Source organism: Natronospirillum operosum (genome assembly GCF_004768465.1).
In the GTDB taxonomy this organism is placed as follows: Bacteria; Pseudomonadota; Gammaproteobacteria; order Pseudomonadales; family Natronospirillaceae; genus Natronospirillum; species Natronospirillum operosum.
Genome location: NZ_SRMF01000002.1, coordinates 121,359 through 140,958 on the forward strand (window position 1 = coordinate 121,359; position 19,600 = coordinate 140,958).

The 19,600-nt window shown below is 61.0% G+C and carries 16 protein-coding genes; 8 read left to right on the forward strand and 8 right to left on the reverse strand.

Going from position 1 to position 19,600, the window contains the following annotated elements; translation table 11 throughout:
* Positions 1 to 7 precede the first annotated feature (7 nt).
* The gene (locus E4656_RS07050) at positions 8 to 919 is read right to left on the reverse strand and encodes an AEC family transporter (RefSeq protein WP_135482492.1); all 912 of its coding nucleotides are present in this window, start codon (positions 917 to 919) and stop codon (positions 8 to 10) included.
* A gap of 209 nt (positions 920 to 1,128) precedes the next feature.
* Here E4656_RS07050 and E4656_RS07055 point away from each other — a divergent pair, with 209 nt between their 5' ends.
* On the forward strand, positions 1,129 to 3,687 hold the full coding sequence (locus E4656_RS07055) for an EAL domain-containing protein (RefSeq protein WP_167855967.1): 2,559 nt from the start codon (positions 1,129 to 1,131) through the stop codon (positions 3,685 to 3,687).
* Positions 3,688 to 3,712: 25 nt separating this feature from the next.
* Here E4656_RS07055 and ybaK read toward each other — a convergent pair whose 3' ends face one another.
* The 3 genes from ybaK to E4656_RS07070 all read right to left on the reverse strand — a co-directional run bounded on the left by ybaK (position 3,713) and on the right by E4656_RS07070 (position 6,816).
* Positions 3,713 to 4,177 (reverse strand): Cys-tRNA(Pro) deacylase, encoded by a 465-nt coding sequence (gene ybaK, locus E4656_RS07060; protein WP_135482494.1) that lies wholly within the window; start codon positions 4,175 to 4,177, stop codon positions 3,713 to 3,715.
* A gap of 76 nt (positions 4,178 to 4,253) precedes the next feature.
* Positions 4,254 to 5,864: a gamma-glutamyltransferase family protein gene (locus E4656_RS07065; RefSeq protein WP_135482495.1), complete on the reverse strand. Its 1,611-nt coding sequence runs from the start codon at positions 5,862 to 5,864 to the stop codon at positions 4,254 to 4,256.
* A gap of 73 nt (positions 5,865 to 5,937) precedes the next feature.
* Positions 5,938 to 6,816 carry an AraC family transcriptional regulator gene (locus tag E4656_RS07070; RefSeq protein ID WP_135482496.1) on the reverse strand — a complete coding sequence of 293 codons (879 nt, stop codon included), beginning with the start codon at positions 6,814 to 6,816 and terminating at the stop codon, positions 5,938 to 5,940.
* A gap of 180 nt (positions 6,817 to 6,996) precedes the next feature.
* Between E4656_RS07070 and E4656_RS07075 the strand changes: the two genes are divergently transcribed.
* From E4656_RS07075 to E4656_RS07085, 3 genes are all read left to right on the forward strand, one after another.
* Positions 6,997 to 7,950 carry a DMT family transporter gene (locus E4656_RS07075; protein ID WP_135482497.1) on the forward strand — a complete coding sequence of 318 codons (954 nt, stop codon included), beginning with the start codon at positions 6,997 to 6,999 and terminating at the stop codon, positions 7,948 to 7,950.
* Positions 7,951 to 8,457: 507 nt separating this feature from the next.
* The gene (locus E4656_RS07080; protein ID WP_135482498.1) at positions 8,458 to 9,012 is read left to right on the forward strand and encodes a CBS domain-containing protein; all 555 of its coding nucleotides are present in this window, start codon (positions 8,458 to 8,460) and stop codon (positions 9,010 to 9,012) included.
* A 442-nt stretch (positions 9,013 to 9,454) separates the two neighbouring features.
* Positions 9,455 to 10,231: a Crp/Fnr family transcriptional regulator gene (locus E4656_RS07085; RefSeq protein ID WP_240753924.1), complete on the forward strand. Its 777-nt coding sequence runs from the start codon at positions 9,455 to 9,457 to the stop codon at positions 10,229 to 10,231.
* Between the two features lie 37 nt (positions 10,232 to 10,268).
* Here the strand turns inward: E4656_RS07085 and E4656_RS07090 are convergent, their stop codons facing one another.
* The 4 genes from E4656_RS07090 to E4656_RS07105 form a co-directional block, all read right to left on the reverse strand.
* Positions 10,269 to 12,083, reverse strand: a complete 1,815-nt coding sequence (locus tag E4656_RS07090; RefSeq protein ID WP_135482499.1) for an Ig-like domain-containing protein — start codon at positions 12,081 to 12,083, stop codon at positions 10,269 to 10,271.
* A 2-nt stretch (positions 12,084 to 12,085) separates the two neighbouring features.
* Positions 12,086 to 13,810 (reverse strand): Ig-like domain-containing domain, encoded by a 1,725-nt coding sequence (locus tag E4656_RS07095; RefSeq protein WP_135482500.1) that lies wholly within the window; start codon positions 13,808 to 13,810, stop codon positions 12,086 to 12,088.
* Positions 13,811 to 13,832: 22 nt separating this feature from the next.
* On the reverse strand, positions 13,833 to 15,503 hold the full coding sequence (locus E4656_RS07100) for an Ig-like domain-containing domain (protein WP_135482501.1): 1,671 nt from the start codon (positions 15,501 to 15,503) through the stop codon (positions 13,833 to 13,835).
* 245 nt (positions 15,504 to 15,748) lie between these two features.
* Positions 15,749 to 16,192: a YHS domain-containing (seleno)protein gene (locus tag E4656_RS07105; RefSeq protein WP_135482502.1), complete on the reverse strand. Its 444-nt coding sequence runs from the start codon at positions 16,190 to 16,192 to the stop codon at positions 15,749 to 15,751.
* A 115-nt stretch (positions 16,193 to 16,307) separates the two neighbouring features.
* Here E4656_RS07105 and E4656_RS07110 point away from each other — a divergent pair, with 115 nt between their 5' ends.
* From E4656_RS07110 to fnr, 4 genes are all read left to right on the forward strand, one after another.
* On the forward strand, positions 16,308 to 16,871 hold the full coding sequence (locus E4656_RS07110) for a gamma-glutamylcyclotransferase family protein (protein WP_135482503.1): 564 nt from the start codon (positions 16,308 to 16,310) through the stop codon (positions 16,869 to 16,871).
* A gap of 40 nt (positions 16,872 to 16,911) precedes the next feature.
* A complete protein-coding gene (locus E4656_RS07115; protein ID WP_135482504.1) occupies positions 16,912 to 17,460 on the forward strand; it encodes an adenine phosphoribosyltransferase in 549 nt (182 codons plus the stop codon).
* A gap of 258 nt (positions 17,461 to 17,718) precedes the next feature.
* Positions 17,719 to 18,624, forward strand: coding sequence for a tRNA 2-thiocytidine(32) synthetase TtcA (ttcA, locus tag E4656_RS07120; protein ID WP_135482506.1), 906 nt, complete (start codon positions 17,719 to 17,721; stop codon positions 18,622 to 18,624).
* Between the two features lie 208 nt (positions 18,625 to 18,832).
* Positions 18,833 to 19,600: a fumarate/nitrate reduction transcriptional regulator Fnr gene (gene fnr, locus E4656_RS07125; RefSeq protein ID WP_135482507.1), complete on the forward strand. Its 768-nt coding sequence runs from the start codon at positions 18,833 to 18,835 to the stop codon at positions 19,598 to 19,600.

Below are 19,600 nucleotides of genomic sequence, written 5' to 3' on the forward strand. Positions count from 1 at the left end.
GGACCGACTACAGAATCACCCACATCCAGAGCGGGATCACGACAAAGGCCAGCAGAGACTGGGCCGTGATCAGGTTGGCCATCAGGGTCGCATTGCCGCCCAGCTGTCGCGCCAGAATGTAAGCCGATGTCGCCGTGGGCAGGCAACCCAGCAGCACCAGTACCTGCTGCATCAGCGGGTCCAGCCCCAGCAGTGCCGCGAAGCCCCAGAGCATACCCGGCATGGCCAGAAACTTGAATCCACTGGCCCGCATGATCGCCCCTGCATCGCCGCCCAGCGCCCGCGGCGCCAGCGCCACGCCGACGGCCAGCAGCCCCAGCGGCAGTGCCGTCGCACCCAGAAAGGCCAGGGTGTCGGCCGACCAGCCGGGCAGGCCGATGCCGGTAAAGTTCAGCAGCAGGCCAATGACACATCCGAGGATCAACGGATTGGTACCCAGTTCACGCCCGACCTTGCGCCAGTCCAGGCGTGCATCACCCAGCGCCAGCGAGAACATCAGCACGCAGCCGATGTTGACCAGAGGTATCTTCAGCCCCAGTACAATGGCCGCAAAGGCCAGGCCTGCAGGGCCAAACAGCGCATCCGCAGCCGCCAGACCGATATAGGTGTTGAACCGTACCGAGCCCTGATAGACCGAGGTCAGGGCGGCTCCATCACGAGCCTGCCAGCGGCGGGTCAGCAGAATCAGCAGGCTCACCGTGCCCAGTGCCAGCACCAGGGTGAGTATCAGCGGCGGCAGAATGGACCACGCATACTCGGTCAGCGCCAGCCGGTGGATCAGCAGCGCCGGAAACAGCACGTAATAGGTCAGGCGCTCGATACCCGGCCAGTAGGTCCGACCGGGAAAATCCAGCCGATTGAGAACTGCCCCCAGCAGAATCAGCAGAAACACCGGGCCCAGCGCACTGGCGATCATCATCTTGCTTGTACCGACATCAGGGGCTCCAGAACCAATACCGCACCGGGCGGAAGAATCCGCTCAAACTAGACCAGACCACCAGTGATCGCAAGCGCCACCCGCCAAAGGCGGTTGTCCGCCACACCGGCGGTTGCGGTATTTGGACAGAAATGCGCTATAGTCTAGTGGCACGGACGACATGTTCCTGTTATTTGCAGCCGAGGCCGCCATTGACTACAGGGAAGAAACAGCAGCGCTCACTATTGATCAGCCTGGTTGCACTGGTGACCATGCTTTCAGTGGCCCGGGCCGACACCATACAGGTCGGCCTGTACCAGAATGAGCCCAAGATCTATCGCGATGATCAGGGACAGCCTGCGGGTCTCTTCGTCGAGTTGATAGAGGCCATTGCCGAGGATCAGGGCTGGGCCCTGAACTTTGTCGATTGCCTGTGGGCCGACTGCCTGAGCCAGCTCGCGGGAGGTAATCTGGATCTGATGCCGGATGTCGCCTACACCCCGGACCGGGCCGGCCAGTTCGGTTTTCATCAGGTACCAATTGCCCAATCCTGGAGTCAGCTTTATGCACCACCGGGCAGTGCCCTGTTCAGTCTGTCCGACCTCGACGGGCGTCGTCTGGCAGTGCTGCGCAACTCCGTCCAGTATCACTACCTTGCTGCTGCGGCCGCAGACAGCGACCTGAACCTGGAGTTTGTTCAGGTCAGCAGCCTGCAAGACGGATTCAGCCAGGTCGAAAGCAGGCAGGCCGATGCAGTGGTTGCCAACCATTTCTATGGCAGTCGCCACCGGAACCACCATGGACTGACCGAGACCCCCATTACCTTCAATCTGGTCGGGCTCTTCTTCGCTGCCGCGCCAGATGCAGATCCGGCTCTGCTGAATGCCATCGATGCAGCCCTCGAAGCCTGGCAGGCCGATGCCCAGTCCCCCTATTATGCGGCTCTGGTCAGGGCATCAGCGATACCGGCAGAGCAGCGCCTCCCGCCCTGGGCACGGCTCCTGTTGCTCGGCGTTATCGGCCTGGTGATCTTGCTGCTGGCCACCAGTGCCGCCATGCGCTGGACCATCAAGCGACGGACAGCAGAGCTGCATGCCACCCACCACCGCATGACCCAATTGCTGGAAGGCAGTCCAGTGGTGGTCTACGCCCTGCAGATGCCGGACCTGGAACCCTATTGGGTAAGCGGCAATGTGAATCGCATCTTCGGCTTCAAACCGGAGCAGTTGGTTGCGGCGGACACCTGGGAGTCTCACCTGCACCCGGATGATCATGCTCTGGTCACCGGCACCCGCGACCGCATTCTGTCCTCGCAAAAGCGCAAGCAGGAATACCGCTTGCTGGACGCCCAGGGCCGAGTCCGGCATATCCGGGACGAACAGCAACTGATACACAATGATCAGGGCCAACCGGAAGTCGTCGGTACCTGGACAGACCTGACGCCCTACTATGAGCAGGAAGCGCAAGTACGGTATTTGCGCCAGTACGATGGCCTGACCGGCCTGCCCAATCGACGGCTGCTGATGGATCGGCTGGAGCATGCCCTGCGCCTGGCACGCCAGAACGGGCAGACCATCTGGCTGCTGTTCATTGATCTGGATCGATTCAAGGTGGTGAATGACACCCGAGGCACCAGTGCCGGCGATGAACTGCTGCGCCTGGTCGCCCGGCGTCTGGAGACCCTGTGGCCGGGTGAAACCCTGGCTCGTCTGGGCGCCGACGAGTTCGTGCTGATGGCCGAAACCCACCACTTCGACCCTGCCCTGGCCAGTCAGCAGGTACTGCAGGTGCTGCGCGAGCCCCACCAGCTGCAGCAGGATTCCACCATGGTGAGTGCTTCGATCGGCATGGCCTGCTATCCCGATCACGCCGAAGATGCAGACCATCTGCTCACCTGTGCCGAACTGGCCATGGTGGAGGCCAAGAAGGGCGGCGGCAACCGCTGCAGCGAGTATCACCCCGCTCTGCGGCAACTCACCACAGCGGCTTTCGAGCTGGAAAATGCGCTGCGCCATGCGTTGCCCCGTCAGGAACTGCTGCTGCACTACCAGCCCCAGTTCAACCTGCACAGTGGTGATATCACAGGAGTCGAAGCCCTGATCCGCTGGCAACATCCGGAACGGGGACTGGTCTCGCCGGCCGAATTCATCCCGATCGCGGAGCGTACCGGCCTGATTCAGGCCCTGGATCACTGGGTGCTGGAGAAGGTCTGTCAGCAATTGCGGATCTGGGACCAGGTCGGCATGATTGTTCCCCGCGTGGCCATCAACATGGCGGCTGCGAGTCTGGAAGACGGTCAGTTTGCCGACTGGCTGGTGCAGACCGTGCACCGCTATCGACTGACGCCACAAAGGTTCGAACTGGAACTGACGGAGTCCATGATCATGCAGGCCCCGGAGCGCACCATTACGCTGCTGGAAGGACTGCGCCGGGCGGGCTTCGGTATCGCCATGGACGATTTCGGCACCGGATACTCGAACCTGGTCTATCTGCGCAACCTGCCACTGACCCAGCTCAAACTGGACCAGTCCTTTGTACGCGACATCGGCCGCTCACGTCCCAACGAGTCCATCACCCGCGCCATCATTGCAATGGCAGAGGCGCTGGATCTGCAGTTGCTGGCCGAAGGCATCGAAACGGATGCCCAGCGCCGCTTCCTCACCGAGGCCGGCTGCCATCTGGGGCAGGGTTACCTGCTGGCCTACCCGCAGTCTGCCGAGGCCCTGGGCGACAGCCTGGGGTCCCGGGATCAGGCCTCGAGAAGGGCATAATCCCGGCGCCACCGCGCACCGCCAACTATATCAGAGGCGCAAACTGCCCAGCTGTCAGCCGTTGCAGATCGGCCGTTGCCAGCTCAAGCTCCAGACCCCGCCGGCCTGCACTGACATAGATGACCTCGTGCTCCAGGGCGCTCTGATCTATCCAGGTGGCGAGCCGCTTTTTCTGCCCCAGCGGGCTGACTCCGCCCAGTACATAGCCGGTGGCCCGTTGCACATCAACCGGCGCCGCCATGGCCGCCTTCTTGGCGCCCGTTGCCCGGGCCAGATTTTTCAGGTTCAGCTGCGCCGTCACCGGCACCAGTGCCACCGCCAGCCTGCCGCTGTCCAGTTGGACCACCAGCGTCTTGAACACCTGTTCCGCCGGCAGGCCGAGCTTGTCGGCAGCTTCCTGACCATAGGTACCGGCACCCGCATCATGGGTGTATTCATGTACCCTGAAGGGAACACGGGCAGCTTCCACCATTCTGACGGCGGGGGTCATCTGTTCTCTCCTGCATCCAACGGACAGGCAATGGTGACACCGGCGAGGACGGCACCCGATGTCGGTTCAATTCTGACTACCAGGGCAGCGCCAGACCATCCGCTCTGGGCTCGCTGCCGGCCAGATAGCTGCCCAGTTCCGGCTGGCGCAGAATGATCTGGCCGCGACCAAAGCTCAGGCTGCTGGTCTGCTTGCGGACATCGTGCCCCCGGCGGGCCAGCGCCTGCGCCAGATGATCAGGAAAGTGCGGCTCCACCTCGACCGTGCGGCCAGAGGTCCACTTCCAGCGCGGCTGGTCCAGCGCCGCCTGCGGGTTCAGCCCCTCATTCAGCATGGCGGTGACCACCTGCAGGTGCCCCTGCGGCTGCATATCCCCGCCCATGACACCAAAGGGCCCGACCGGCGCACCGTCACGGGTCAGAAAGCCCGGAATAATGGTGTGATAGGGTCGCCGCCCGGGTGCCAGTTGGTTGGTTGCCTGCGCATCCAGCGAGAACGACTGCCCCCGATTCTGCAGACTGATACCGGTGCCGGGTACGACCATGCCGGAACCGAAGCCCTCGAAATTGCTCTGGATGAAGGACACCATGTTGCCGTCTTCATCCGCCGTGGCCAGATAGACAGTGCCACCCAGGCGGGGCTGCCCCCAGCCCGGTTCCAGTGCTTCGTGGCCAATCAGTCGGGCGCGCTCGGCCAGATAATCCGCCGCCAGCAACGCGTCGGTGCTGACCGGCATGTCATCACGCTCGGTGATGTAGTGCAGGCCGTCGGCAAAGGCCAGCTTGAGCGCCTCTATGCGCTGGTGCAACTGTTCCACCGGGTCGGTGAGCGCCCGGTGATTCAGGCTTTCCAGCATGCCCAGTGCCTGCAGGGCAATCAGCCCGCTGCCGTTGGGCGGCAGTTCCCATACGGTATGGCCCTGATAGTCCTGACTCAGGGGCGTGACCCACTCCGGCGCATAGTCATGCAGGTCTTCGGCCCGCAGCAAGCCGCCATGCTCGCGCATGAAGGCATCCAGCTGCTGCGCCAGCTGACCCTGATAGAAATCGGCCGACTCGCTGTCGGCCAGCCGCTCCAGCGTGCTGGCCAGCACCTCGGAACGCCAGACCTCACCGGCCGCAGGTGCACAGCCAGCAGGCGCAAAATGGTCGAACCAGGGGCGAAACTCGGGCTCGTCATAACGGCCATACTTGACTGCTGCCCGGGCCCACAGCTGGCTGGTGACCGGTGACACCGCAAAGCCGGCGCGGGCCAGAGATATGGCCGGCTGCAGCAACTGGCGAAACGGCAGTCGGCCCAGACGCCGGGACAGCGCCGCCCAGGAGGCCGGAGCTCCGGGTACCGTCACCGGCAGCAGGCCGTGATCAGGCATGCGACTGTGGCCCCTGGCTCTGACCGCGTCTACCGTCAGCGCTGCCGGAGCCGGCCCGCTGCCATTCAGGCCGTGCAAGGCCCCATCCACCCAGGCAATGGCAAAGGCATCACCACCGATACCATTGGAGGTCGGCTCGGTAACAGTCAGGGCAGCCGCCGCGGCAATGGCCGCATCCACCGCATTGCCACCGGCCTGCAGTATCTGCAGGCCGGCCTGTGCGGCCTGGGGTTGCGAGGTGGCCACCATGCTGCGGTGGCCGACTGCGGGCATGCGGCGGGAAGGAAAAGGCAGAAAATGAGGGTCGGTTGGCATCACTGCACCCGGGTCCGATAAATGAGACCCTGATCTTAACCAGCCAGGCTCTGCCTCGCCACTACCAGAGACCCTAACGCTTCAGCGCTCTGTATTGGCTGGGGCTGGTACCCGTCTCTCTGCGAAAGCGATTGCTGAAGTGGCTGCTGGACCCGAACCCGCATTGCAGGGCGATTTCCGTCATGCTCAGCGCGGTCTGCTCCAACAGCTGGCGCGCCCGGACCAGGCGGCGATGCAGCACATAGCGATGGGGCGCGTAACCCGTGGCTTGCCTGAACATGCGGGCGAAATGATAGTCACTCAGGCCGGTTACCCCGGCCAGTTCAGACAGAGTCAGCGGCTGATCCAGATGGTGTTCGGCAAAATCGACCACGCGCTTCAGTTGCCAGCCTGGCAGCCCACCACTGGGGCGTGGCGTTGGCAGGCGACGCTGGCTATAGTGCCGCAGGGTGTGTATCAGTGCCGTCTGAGTGGCGGAGTCCAGCGCCAACTGGTCGAGCGGGTCCTGCCAGTTGCTCTGGCTCAGGGTGGTGCAGAACAGCTGTATCAGCAGTGGATCCTGAGCAAAGTCGATCTCGTCCAGCTGTATGCGCTGACCGTCCTTGTCCCATACCTGCTCGATCAGTTGTTGCAGATGTGCATCGCTGAAATAGAAATGCAGCAGGGAGATCGGACCCGATACGTCCCAGGTGGTGGCCAGAGAGGCCGGCAGCAAACACATGCTCGAGTGGGCCTGGCTGCCAATGATGCGAGCGCCTTGTCGACGTACCGAGTGAGCGGCACCGTCCAGGTAGACACTCAGGGTGTGATGGTCCGCCCGGATGTTTTCAATGTAATCCCCCTGATTGTCCCAGCGCACCAGACCCATGCCGTTTTTCAGCTGAGTACTGGCAACGAGACGTGCTTGCGTCTGGCGCATCCTCGGGTATTGATTCAGGGTATCGGCGAACATGTCTGCGGCCTGGGTGTCCTGGACACGGGTGACCCGGCCAAGATTACTCAGGCCCTGGGTGCTTTACAATCCTGTCGCCCACTTAACCGCAAGAACAGACAAATGGCCGCAACAGCGTGCAAGCCAACGCACATGCTTTCGGCAAAGATCCGACCATCACCAACTCGTTCAAGGACTGACATGAACAGCCTGCTGTATATCTCGACCGTTCTGATCTGGGGCTCGACCTGGCTGGCCATTGCCTGGCAGGTGGGGGAAGTGGCCGTGCCGGTGTCTGTATTCTATCGCTTCATCATGGCAGCACTGGTGCTCCTGATTGGCCTGATGCTGTGGCGCAGACGGCAGCCGCTGAGCGGGCAGGATCACCTGTTCTGCGTGCTGCAGGGCAGCTGTGTATTTGGCCTGAATTTCTACTGTTTTTATCTCGCCGCCGGCGTCTTGCCCAGCGGCCTGATCGCGATCCTGTTTTCCATGTCGACCCTGTTCAATGCGTTCAACGGCTATCTGTTTTTTCGCACACCGGTTCCCCGGGTCTTCTACCCGGCGCTGGTTCTGGGGCTGCTGGGCATGGCCATGGTGTTCTGGCAGGACCTGGTCGCTGTCCAGGCCACCTGGACGCTGGCGGGTGCCATTGGTCTGTCGCTGCTGGGTACCTTCGGCTTCTCGCTGGGCAATATGGTATCGGTGCGTCACCAGCGCCGAGGCCTGCAGATCAGCACCACCAACGCCTTTGCCATGCTGTACGGGGCTCTGTTGCTGGGTTCGATAGCCTTGCTTCAGGGTGCCAGCTTTACCTTGCCTGCCGAGCCCCGATATCTGGGGGCCCTGATCTATCTGGCGGTCATTGGCTCGGTGGGCGGTTTCGGGGCCTACTTCATGCTGGTCGGCCGGATCGGTGCCGGCAAGGCTGCCTATGCCACGGTGCTGTTTCCTCTGGTCGCCCTGGCCTTGTCGACGGTGTTTGAGGGGTACCAGTGGCGAGCTGATGCCCTGACAGGGCTGGTGATGATATTGAGCGGCAACCTGCTCATGTTCAATGCCCACAAGGTGGTGTGGCGGTGGCTGAAGCCGGAGCGGCGCCTCATAGACGGTCCGGAGGTTCGACATGGGGGCAATACGGAAAGGAAAATTTAATGTTGTTGCTCAAACAAGAGCTGGACGTTTTATTGATTTATAGGTATACCCAATAAACACGGTACAACCGTAATCACTGAAACACTCACTGAAGCAGCCAATTATAGAATGATGAGCCGTGCTCTGCTCTCACTGTTTACCGCCCTGTTGCTGGGTACACTGGTGTCGGCTCCGCTGGCAGCAGGGGCAGCGCCTGGTCACAGTGACGAGCCATCGTTCCACACCCCGTTTGTCGACGGGGAGGCGCTCCCGAGCGTGTCTTCGGGAGACGATTCGGACGATTCCGGTTGTCTGATCCGCGCAAGGGCGATGCCCCTGGCGTTGCGGCCGGTTGCAGCCCCTTTGCCCGTGCCGGTGGATCTGACACTCACCGCAGAACGCCCGCACGCTCGCGCACCGCCACACCACCTCTGATTCTGAACCAATCAGACCATGACTGGCCCTGTACCGGTTATGGAAGTTTCTGTTTGCGCATTTGAGATGCGCGACTGTCAGAGGTACCTGAAAATGAAACAACTCCCACTGTCCCGCCTTGAGCGGCAGGACCACCTGGTGAATCCGTACGAGTTCTCCGACTGGACCGAGCGGTCGCCGGTGTTGTCGTTGATGAAGGACTTTCGTGTTCACCAGCCCCATACGGTTCATCCCGATGCGGACGCTATTGAGGCTGCCAGACTGATGTCCATGGAAGGTGTGACCGAGAAACTGGTGACCGACAAGGACGGCGAGCTGGTCGGCTTGCTGACCAGAGACGAGCTCTCCGAGCAGCGTATACTGATCGCTCAGACCGCACTGGATGTGAGGCGCCATGAACTCACAGTCTCGGACCTGATGCGCCCACGGGAGGACATTCCGGTGGTGGACTATGAGGCATTGCAAGGCGCGCTGGTTGTCGATCTGGTCAACACCCTGCGTGAAACGGGCGAGAGCCACTGCCTGGTTCTGGACCGAATCGAGCATCAGATAAGAGGGCTGATTTCGGTGGCAGACATCGCCAGCCGGCTGCATCAACCACTGGCGGTAAAACCGAAAATATCCATCGCTCAGGCGGTGTTGTCCTGACAACAGAGACGCGGCGCCCATGGGGGGCGCCGCCATGTACACCATTCTGCTTTTGCTCCCCCCGGCGAGACGTTTGGAGCATGTGAGCTACAGAAGAAGCGCCCGCCACATTACCTCTGATCCTGAACCAACCAAGCCACTGGGAGCGGCCGGTCACAGAACACCGCGACTGCTCCCGATTGTCCACTGTCGCATTAATGCGACACTCCAGTTCGTTGTATTTGAAGGATTTTCTATTTTTGCCAGATCTCTCGTGGCAATAGTGCGACACCATGCCAGCGGGTTGATTGCCTGGAAAACCACAACTTGTTGATTTAAAAGGAAATAAAAACAATGGCACAGGGTTTGCGGGACAGCACACATTCAGGTGCCTGAGCGCAGCCGCAGTCACTGGCCAGCGCTGGCACCGTCCACAGGACTCGATCCAAAGCCAGGAGGTTTCATGCAGATGACTTCCCCCCGCCAGGCCCCGCTCGTGCCGAGCCAAAACCGCGTGCCGAGCCAAAACCGACTGCTGACGTCCCTGTCCCGCGACGCCAAGGCCCGGATCATACCCAACATGGAAAACATATCGCTCAGCCAGGGCGAGGTCATCTTCCAGGCTGGTGACACTGAGCGTTTTGTCTATTTCCCCAACGATTGCCTTCTCTCACTGCTCTATGTTTTGGAGAATGGCAAGTCCACTGAAATAGCTGTCGTTGGCAGTGACGGTTTCGTTGGCTCTGACGCATTACTGGGAGAAGGCACAAGCTGGAGCCAGGCACTGGTGCAGAATGCCGGCACGGCCTACCGAATTCGCGCTTCGGTGTTGCGCGAGGAGTTTTACCGAAATTCGGAACTGCAGACGATGGTCCTGCTCTACATTCAGTCAGCGATGATCCAGACTGCGCTGGTGGCTGCTTGCAACCCGCACTACAGCATTGCACAACAACTTTGCTGCAAGCTGCTGTTCTCTCTCGACCGGCTGGGCGGAGACGAACTGACACTTACCCAGGAGGCGATCGCAAACGCCCTGGGGGTTCGCCGCGAGAGCGTGACTGACGCTGCCAATCTGCTTCGTGAACAGGGGGCTATCGACTACTGCCGCGGGCACATCAAGGTGCTGGACCGCACCAGGCTTGAAGAACTCAGCTCCGAGTGCTATTCGGTGGTCACTGCCGAAAGTGACCGTCTCATGCCCTGGCAGGTGTCACCCGCGGCGAACAGCAGCCACGGGTAATCCGCAATCCCGCCGAACCGGAGAAGGAGTCTCTGCATCAGTACCCCTCGCTGCTCATGATTCGGATCGACTCGCCGTCTTCCGACGGCTGATAGGCCCAAACCATGATCATGCGAGGCCCCAGGGTTGGCAAGGCAAACGCATGCGCAGAGCTGTAGTCGCCCTGGTGGCCGACGAAGCTGCCGTTGTCCCAGCCATGATCCGGATGATAACGCCGGATGATGATGTTCCGGTGGCTCATGCTGCTGTGCTCCGTGTTCTGTCGAGTCACCAGAACCAGAGAGCCGTCAGCGCCCCAGCGTGCATTCAGGCCGGTATTGTTGCCATGGTGGTCCCGGCTGATGATTTCCGGCGTCTGCCAGCCCTGCCCCGGCTCATGGCGCCGCGCGCGCAGAGTGGACGAACGGAAGCTGCCGGCCTGGGTCAGCAGCAGTGTTTCTCCCTCTGGCCCGAAGGTCAGGAGCGCGGAGTGGTCGTGCTCATCAGAACCCGCAACCGTGACCTGATCGGGCTGATCCCAGCCCGTGTCGGGGTCACGCAGGGCGGACCACAGCACAGACTTGCCCAGATGCTCATCCCGCTCTTCCCAGACCAGGCCGGCTCTGCCGTCGTCCTCGAGCACGACCGAGTGCATGTTGAACGTTCCGACGCCACCCGATTCCCAGGTGAACATGCGGCGGGCATCGGACCAGCCATCATCCTCATTGTACTCCAACAGCCACACACCATGATCCTCTTCGCCGCGTAGCTTGTGCCAGGCAAAAAGTACCTCACCCTGGTTATTGGTTGTCAGGCGTATCGACTCCAGATCACCCGCCGAGTGCGGCAGGGGCACTGTATCGGTGGACCAGCCGGTGTCCGGATCAAAGATCAGGTAATACCACTGCCTTTCACCAGCTTCATCGTTCTGCCTGAAGTGCCCGATAAAGCGGCCATCGCCCAGTGGCTCCGTTAGCATGGCACCATGGCGGATGATCGACTCCTCTCGCGGACCATCCCCCGTATCGCTCCAGCCATCATCTGCCGAGTAGTAGCGGTAACGGTAGTTGAATATGATGTCGCGGTCCGCATCCGGGTCCGGATTGTCGCGTGTGATTTCCCAGATCAGCAGCGCATTGCCCGCATCATCAACGCTGAATCGGGGTACCGAGTGCCGTTCATCCGACAGTTCGCTGACAACCTCCGGGTCAGACCACCCGAGGACCGGATCATGATGCCGCAGGTGTATGTCGCTGGTCTCCCGGAACAGCGATTCTGTCCAGGCCATCATGCCGACACCATCGCGGTTCAGATCCACGTTCATTGAAACCGGATAGTAGGCGGACGCGTCCAGATCGCCCGGTACAAAAGCCGGCGCCAGCAGTTCCGGGTCGGACCAGACGATATCTCGGGTGCGAAACGACCAGCGATAATGCTCGCCCAGTTCGTCCCCGGATTCCGACCTCAGGTCGCGGTGCAGTACAGCGGTATAATCGGTTCGCAGGTTCAGTGGTTCGTCCAGTGCCAGTTGCAACTCGCGACCATCACCCTGCAGGCTGATGTCGCCGTAAAGACGATCACCGTTCTCGGCTTCCACCCAGAACACGGTTGCCGCTATGGAGTTTTCATCCAGAGGCTGAGTGAGCCGGGCTGTGAGTGGCTCACGGGTGCCCAGACTCCATTCGGGGCTGGGGAAGGTCGACTCGACGGCGAAGCCATCCGCTGCGGAGGTGCTGCTCTCGGTGCTCCCCGTGTCGGCAGTGCTCCCGGCGCTGCCCGAGCCGCTGTTCTGGCTATTGCAGCCCGCGAGCAGCAGTAGTATTGCCAGCGTGGTCACCCCGGCCCAGGGTTGCAGTATCCGATTTCCTTTCATGGTCAATAACCCTTGCTGCTCAGAAAGTGATAGGACTGATGGTCGGGACCCTCGTAGGCCCACATCATCATGATCCGCGGTCCCTGGATGGGCAGAACGAAGGTCAGGAACTGGGGGTTGTCCCTCATGCGACCGAAGTCGCTGCCGTTGGTCCAGCCCTGCTCCGGGTGGTAGACCCACACGACAATGTCCCGCTCGCCGTCGCTGGCTTCAAGCGTCAGCAGAACCAGTGAGCCATCGTCGTCCCAGCGTGCCTGCATTATATTGGTGGGGTAGGAAAGGTTCTGGGTGAGGGTTTCCGGCGCCTGCCAGCCTTGACCCGACTCATATCGCCGCGCGTACAGAGACCCGCGATATGGGGTGTTTCCGGAGTTCAGTGCCAGTACCTCGCCCTCGGGCGCCACGGTGATCAAGGCTTCGCGCCCGTACTCGCCTGTGACTTGTTCGGCATCGCTCCAGCCCTCTCCGGGCTCATAAATGGCCGACCACAGCATGGGGCTGGCCAGTTGCTCGTCCTGACCGGCCCAAAGAGCGGCTGCCTTGCCGTCGTCGTTAAGTGCGAGCGAGCGGATAGTCATGTCGTGGTCTGGCCCTATCTGCCAGGACGTCATGTGGTGCGGGTCGGACCAGCCGGTGTCTGCGTGATACTGCAACATCCACTGGCCATCGGTAGCCTCGCCAACGCGCTGTTGCCAGGCAAACAGCGCATCGCCCTGACCATTCGCCGTGAAGTCGACGGTACCGATATCAGCAGATTCTCCGGGGATGGGCACATCATCGGTGGACCAGCCAGTATCCGGGTCGAAGAGGGCATAGATCCACTGGCGTTCGCCGTCTTCGTTGTTGCGCAGGTACTGTCCGATAAAACGGCCGTCACCCAGTGGCTCGGGTCCGACTGACAGGGATCTTGTATTGCCCTCGCCCGGGCCGTTTCCCAGGTCGTGCCAGCCATCCTCCGCCGAGTAATAGCGATAATGCGGAATGAACAACCAGGAGGTGTCAGGGTCCGGGTGACTCTCTCGCACCTGCCAGGTCAGCAGGATATTGCCTGCCTCATCTACCGCGATGTCCGGAATGAGGTGCAATGCGCCGGTATGTTCGGTGATGGGTTCGGGGTCAGACCAGCCGAGAACCGGGTCATGGTGGCGGGTATGGAACACCTGCCCTTCGGCGGGGAATGTGGCCGTGCCTTCCGCCCACGCTATCAGACCGGCGCCCTGTCGGTTCAGTGCCGCACTGGATCTGACTCGATAATTACTGGACTCGTCGAGGTCCTCCGGCATATAGGCCGGCGCGAGTTCATCCGGTTCGGACCAGACAATGTCACGCACGAAAGTCCAGCGGTGGTGCTCGCCCAGGCCATGCCCGGCTTCTGAGGTCAGGTCCCGATGCAGCACGGCTTCATACTGGATGAGCAGTTGCAGGGGCTCGTCCAGCACCAGTTCCAGTTCGCGGCCACCGGCATTCAGGCTGATATCGCCATACAGGCGATCGCCGTTCTCGGTTTCCACCCAGAATGCGGTAGCCGAGACCGTGCTGGCATCCAGGGCCTGATTGAACCGGGCAACCAGATGCTCACTGGGTTCGATAGCGCGTGCGGCTTCGGGCGAGGTCCACTCCAGCAGCAGTTCATCTGGTGGAGTGCTGTCCGAGTCACCGCTGCAGCCTGCCAGCAACAGGAGGCAAAACAGGCTGAACAGGATTATCTGTTTGGTTTGTGTTTGCATGACATGGTTCCTTGTCTTGAGCTCAGTCAAACATCCGGGTTCGAATCCGCGCCTGCAGGTCGTCGATGATGCCGTACTCCAGCATGGCGGCATGCCCCTGAGCACCGGTGAAGAAATACAGGTCAGGCACCCTGGGGCTGAGGCCCGGCAGTGCGTAGTTCAGCAGTTCATCTTCAACAGGCAGGCCTTGGCTGTCACTGTGGCGCGCCACCAGCACGGAGTGTGGGTCGTCGTCCTGCGCACGGGGGCGGTACCGCCACAGTCCAATGGGCTGTCCATCCGCGCCCTGAACCCACTGCGCCAGCACATAGTCGTTGTCACCATGGGGCCAGGGAATACTGTCTCGGTGCACAAGGTCGCCCTGCTGGTCCGTTCTGACACGGTGGCGAATGTTGTTCAGATAAAGATCACGGTAGCCCTCGGGCGACACGAAAAACGTGACGGCATCACGGTCAAGCCGGCCGCTGACGCCGGAGCTGGTAGTCACCCAGAAGGGATCTGCCAATGGTTCCTGGCCGTTGAACCATTGTCCCTGGGGGCGGCGGCCAAGGGCGGAGCCATCATCCACGGACCACACCACCAGCCAGTCATCACCGTCCACAAAGGCGGCAACCAATTGCACGTCTGCCGTGTCTGCAAGTACACGGGCGGGGTCGCCCTGCAGGCTGTTGTCTTCATCCACCGCCGCCTGATAGACCTGCTTGCCCCGGGAGTCCTCTTCTTCCCATATCAATACCCGGGTGTCGTCAGCGGTGATCAGAAGTTCATGGGCATCAATGGAATGACCCTGGCCCGTACTGATCTGCGCGGGGTACGCCCAGTGTCCGCCCTGCAGAGAGGTGACATGGACCTGGTCCTGATAGAGCCAGTGGACAATGGCGGTGCCATCGGGCCGGGCGATCACCCGGGGCTCCAGAGCACGCGACCCCAGCCCAAGCTGTTCCGGCTCTGCCCAGCCGGTCTGATAGTGGAAGCGGGCCGCCATGACCTGATGACTGCGACCATGGCCTTCATGCCAGACAGCCAGGGCCTGGTAGTCATCCAGCCAGGTCAGCGACAGCGCATCTGCGCGCATGACCCAGGGCGTGCTGAGTACCTGTGGGTGCCGCCAGCCATCACCCGGACGATAATGGGAGGCCATCAGGGCCGATTGCTCGTCGTCACGCTGGAACCAGCCGATCAGGGCATCACCCTGAGGGCCGACACTGGTGATGAGGTGGGAGGGGGTAGAGGGCATGTCGGACATGTAATAGGGGCCGACCAGGGTTTCCCAGTCATGCCATTGCCCCGAGCGTACCGTGAAACGGCCCTGCTCCGGGCTTTGCAGCGCATTGCCATCGGCATCGCGAAGGGCGTCAGACCACGACAATCGGTACTCGGCACCCAGGTCCAGAGCACCCGCAGGATAGAAATGAGCCTGGTTCCGCCCGGGCAGCCATTCCAGACTGCCCTCGACCCGATCACCGTGCTCGTCGAGCAATGCAAAGGCGTCTTCCAGCGTGTCCGGGTCCACAGTCTGATTGAACCGCGTGACCATCACCATGCTGGGGATGACGTCCGTTTCTTCAGCAGCGGGAATCATCTCCGTGATACCCAGTGGTCCGCCTGAAGACCCCGATCCGCTGCCGTCCGAACAGGCCGCCAGCACCAGACTCGAGCCCAGCGCAACCAGCACCAACCATTGCCGTTTCATCTGTTGTCCTTCCCTTGCCAGTCGTTACTGCAGAGGAAAGACAGCGCTACTCCCTGCTGTCATACAACGGCATCCCCTGCACGTGTAATCGGTTTCAAACCGTGACGGCAATCTATGGAAGGCAGAGGGAAGAATCAAAGGAGAAACACCCGTTTTGAGACATGGCGCAGCCTGTCTCTCCGTATTGTGGGAACGGCATCACAATTTTCGGCAGCAGCAGTGAGCTTTGGGGCAGCCCGAACAGTTCAGTCCTGACGCAGTTCTGTCCAGTGTCGATCGGCCTGCTCGATATAGCCGGGTCGGTCGGCCTGCCAGCGTGTCTGTATGCGCTGGTTGTAGTTCAGATAGAGTCGACCATCGACGATATCGTAGGCTTCCGGGTCGATGCGGGCAGTCCGGCCGTCAGCCATGGCGTAGGCGCAAAAGCCACCGTACTGCGGCGCATAGGCCTCAGGGTCGGCCACAAACCGGTCCCGATGCTCGGCATTGATAAAGTGCCAGTCGGCACCATTCCATTCGGTACTGTACTCACTGCTGCCCTCCCGGGCTTCGCCGAGCTCAAAATAGGCCACCGGGTCATACCCGCGAATGGCCACATTGCTGAACAGACCGGTATAGACAGGACCGGCCGCATAGCTGAATGAAGAGAGGCCCAGCAGGGCCAGAGCCAGTTTGAATCGATTGAACATGATGACAGGTGCTCCTTGGAGACAATGAGGTAGTCAGCTCAGACTGCCTGACCGACTCAAAGTTCCACCCCGAAACATGATATAAGGGGCACCGTCACAGCAGATGGAGTAGTCCATGCAGCATTGGATTTTCGGCTATGGCAGTCTGATCTGCCCCGACAGTCGCGCTCGAACCGGCCTCACAGGCGACGCCCTGCCCGTTATTGTCAGTGGCCTGGAGCGCCACTGGTCAGTGGCTGTCAGCTACGCCAGGCTGTCGGTACTGGGGGTCCGGCCAGCCGCGCCCGACGCCGAGGTCGGTGGCGTCCTGTTTGCCCTCGGTGAGGCTGACTTTCACCAGTTCGATGCCAGAGAGGTCGAATATGAGCGCGTCCGCCTGGCGCCCGATCAGGTCCGACCGGTGCGGGAGGACCGGACATTGCCGGACGGCGACTTCTGGGTTTATGTGCCGCCGCACAGAGACAGCCCCTACCCCATCGCCCAGAGCTACCTGGATGTCGCCCTGCGTGGCTGCCTCACCGTGGGTGAATCATTTGCCGAACACTTCCTGCACCACACCCACAGTTGGAAAACGCGTCTGAATGACCGCGCCGACCCGCTCTATCCAAGGCCCCTGCGTCCGGAACATCAGGACGTGCTGACAGATATTGACTCTCTGCTGACCCGTTTTCCGCTCTGATCTTCTACACTACTGACTACTGGTTACCCGCAGTGAGGTTATGACCATGCGTGATGATGCCATTTTCCTGCATCAGTTTATCGACTCCTACCCGGACTGGCCCGTAAAGGGCACCACCTTCCGCGACCTGACCCGGCTCTATCAGTCCGCGTCGGCGCTGCACCGGGTGGTATCCACACTGAAGGGGCGCTACATCGATGCCGACCTGAGCCATATTGCTGCCATCGAAGCACGCGGCTTCATTGTCGGCGGCATGCTCGCCGCCAGTCTCAACCTGCCTCTGGTGCTGATCCGCAAGGGCGACAAGCTGGCCGGCAAGCCCCTGCAGCAGCAGGTGGAAATGGCCTATGGCACCCGCCAGATGCAACTGCGCCGTGATGCCTGTCAGCCCGGCGACCGCGTGGTCATCTTCGATGATCTGGTCGCCACCGGCGGTTCGATCATTGGCGCCAGCACCCTGCTGAAGGAACTCGGCGCCGAGATCCACGAAGTCGCCACTGTTGCCGAGATCCCGGATGAGGGCTGTCGCGACATGATTGGCAGCGCGGATATCAGTCTGTTTTCGCTGGTGGCGTTTGAGAATCGCTGATTTTAGTCGACAGAAGACGGTAGACGGTAGACGGTAGACGGTAGACGGTAGACGGTAGACGGTAGACGGTAGAATCGTTCCAAACCACAGAAGGCTGTCAAACCCTCACTGTCTACTGTGCACTGTCATCTGTCGACTACAACCCACTGTCTACTGTGCACTGTCATCTGTCGACTAACACTCGCTTCAACTTGACTGCCAACCCTCTCAAGTGCTAGAACGCAGCGCCATAAACCGCCTTGTACAGTGGACCCTTCGATGACGACCCTGACTGACACGCCCTCCGCCACGGCAGAGAAAAAAGCCCGCACAGAGTTCAACAAGCTGCAGAAGCGTCTGCGGCGGGAAACCGGGCGTGCGATCGAAGACTACCGCATGATAGAGGACGGCGACCGCATCATGGTGTGCCTGTCGGGCGGCAAGGATTCCTACACCATGCTGGAGATCCTGCGCAGCCTGCAGAAAAGCGCCCCGGTCAGCTTCGAGCTGGTGGCGGTCAATCTGGACCAGAAACAGCCCGGGTTCCCCGAGCACATTCTGCCGGAATACCTGCAAAAACAGGGCGTGCCCTACCACATCCTCGAACGCGATACCTATTCCATCGTCAAGGAAGTGGTGCCGGAAGGCAAAACCACCTGCGGCATCTGCTCGCGGCTGCGCCGTGGCACCCTCTATGCGTTCGCGGATCGAATCGGCTGCAACAAGGTCGCTCTGGGTCACCACCGCGACGACATTCTGGAAACCTTCTTCCTCAACCTGTTCTTCGGCGGCAAGCTGAAAGCCATGCCGCCCAAGTTGCTGGCCGACAGTGGCACCAATGTGCTGATCCGCCCCCTGGCCTATTGCCGCGAAGCGGATATCCAGGCCTTTGCCGACCATCAGCAGTTTCCCATCATCCCCTGCAACCTGTGCGGTTCGCAGGAGAACCTGCAACGCCAGACCATCAAGCAGATGCTGCAGCAGTGGGACCGGGAGCATCCCGGCCGGTCGGAAATCATGTTCCGGGCGTTGCAGAATGTGGCGCCTTCCCAACTGGCCGACAGCAACCTGTTCGACTTTCAGAGCCTGCAGGCCGCCGCCATACCGCTGACCCCGGCAGGCGAAGACAGTGGCATGAGCCCACTGGCCGAGACCCGGGTCAACACCTGGTCACCTTCAGCCTGACAGCCACACGAGGGGTTCTCCGCTTGCCCGGCTATTGCAGCGCAGACATGCCATTCCTGTGCTATCTTCAGTTGAGCCCAGCAAAACGAGGCCAGACTGCCGGTGACGCAGCTCTGGGTCCGACTGAATTATTGATCTGGATCAAGGCCGGTCCTGCACGCAGGCAGTATGCTGCAGACAGACTGGGACATTCGGGAACAATTGTTTCATGAGTATGAATATGCGACACAACACGGCGTGCAAGACCTGCTCTCTGAGCCCACTCTGTCTGCCGGTTTCCCTGTCATTTTCCGACATGGACCGTCTGGACGGCATCATTGAAAGAGGCCGTCCCATCCCAAAGGGTCAGTACCTGTTTCGTCAGGGCGACCCGATGCATTCGGTGTTTGCGGTCCGCACCGGCACACTCAAAAGCTTTGCGCTGACCCGGGCCGGAGAAGAACAGATCACCGGGTTTCATCTGCCCAGTGAAATTCTTGGCCTGTCCAGCTTCGACATCCAGCATCACCAGGTATCGGCCCGGGCCCTGGAAACCACCAATGTCTGCGAGATTCCGCTGGATCAATTGGATCGGCTGAGCAGCCAGTTACCCGAGCTGCGTCGCCAGATGATGCGGATCATGAGCCGGGAGATTCGCGATGATCAGCAGATGATGCTGTTGCTGAGCAAGAAAACCGCTGAAGAGCGGCTGGCCTCATTCCTGCTCAGTCTGGCCCAGCGCTTCAAGCGCCGTGGTTTCTCGGAACACAGCTTTCGTCTGACCATGGCCAGGGCGGATATCGCCAACTTCCTGGGCCTGGCAGTGGAAACAGTCAGCCGGGTGTTCACCCGCCTGCAAAAGAACGGCATTATCGAGAATACCGGCAGTGCCCGCGAAATCAGCATTCTGGACCAGCGAGCCCTGTGTGAAATGGCGTCACTCAGCGAAGCCGAGCGGCTCGAACTGGGGCTGATCGCGACATCACGGGTGCACTGA

Bases quoted from the DNA above. Each gene is read 5' to 3' on its own strand.
- E4656_RS07050 (WP_135482492.1), bottom strand. From the start codon at position 919: ATGATGATCGCCAGTGCGCTGGGCCCGGTGTTTCTGCTGATTCTGCTG.
- E4656_RS07075 (WP_135482497.1), top strand. From the start codon at position 6,997: ATGAACAGCCTGCTGTATATCTCGACCGTTCTGATCTGGGGCTCGACC.
- ybaK (WP_135482494.1), bottom strand. From the start codon at position 4,177: ATGACCCCCGCCGTCAGAATGGTGGAAGCTGCCCGTGTTCCCTTCAGG.
- E4656_RS07095 (WP_135482500.1), bottom strand. From the start codon at position 13,810: ATGCAAACACAAACCAAACAGATAATCCTGTTCAGCCTGTTTTGCCTC.
- E4656_RS07065 (WP_135482495.1), bottom strand. From the start codon at position 5,864: ATGCCAACCGACCCTCATTTTCTGCCTTTTCCTTCCCGCCGCATGCCC.
- E4656_RS07115 (WP_135482504.1), top strand. From the start codon at position 16,912: ATGACCATGCGTGATGATGCCATTTTCCTGCATCAGTTTATCGACTCC.
- E4656_RS07110 (WP_135482503.1), top strand. From the start codon at position 16,308: ATGCAGCATTGGATTTTCGGCTATGGCAGTCTGATCTGCCCCGACAGT.
- E4656_RS07100 (WP_135482501.1), bottom strand. From the start codon at position 15,503: ATGAAACGGCAATGGTTGGTGCTGGTTGCGCTGGGCTCGAGTCTGGTG.
- ttcA (WP_135482506.1), top strand. From the start codon at position 17,719: ATGACGACCCTGACTGACACGCCCTCCGCCACGGCAGAGAAAAAAGCC.
- fnr (WP_135482507.1), top strand. From the start codon at position 18,833: ATGAGTATGAATATGCGACACAACACGGCGTGCAAGACCTGCTCTCTG.
- E4656_RS07105 (WP_135482502.1), bottom strand. From the start codon at position 16,192: ATGTTCAATCGATTCAAACTGGCTCTGGCCCTGCTGGGCCTCTCTTCA.
- E4656_RS07085 (WP_240753924.1), top strand. From the start codon at position 9,455: ATGCAGATGACTTCCCCCCGCCAGGCCCCGCTCGTGCCGAGCCAAAAC.
- E4656_RS07070 (WP_135482496.1), bottom strand. From the start codon at position 6,816: ATGTTCGCCGATACCCTGAATCAATACCCGAGGATGCGCCAGACGCAA.
- E4656_RS07090 (WP_135482499.1), bottom strand. From the start codon at position 12,083: ATGAAAGGAAATCGGATACTGCAACCCTGGGCCGGGGTGACCACGCTG.
- E4656_RS07080 (WP_135482498.1), top strand. From the start codon at position 8,458: ATGAAACAACTCCCACTGTCCCGCCTTGAGCGGCAGGACCACCTGGTG.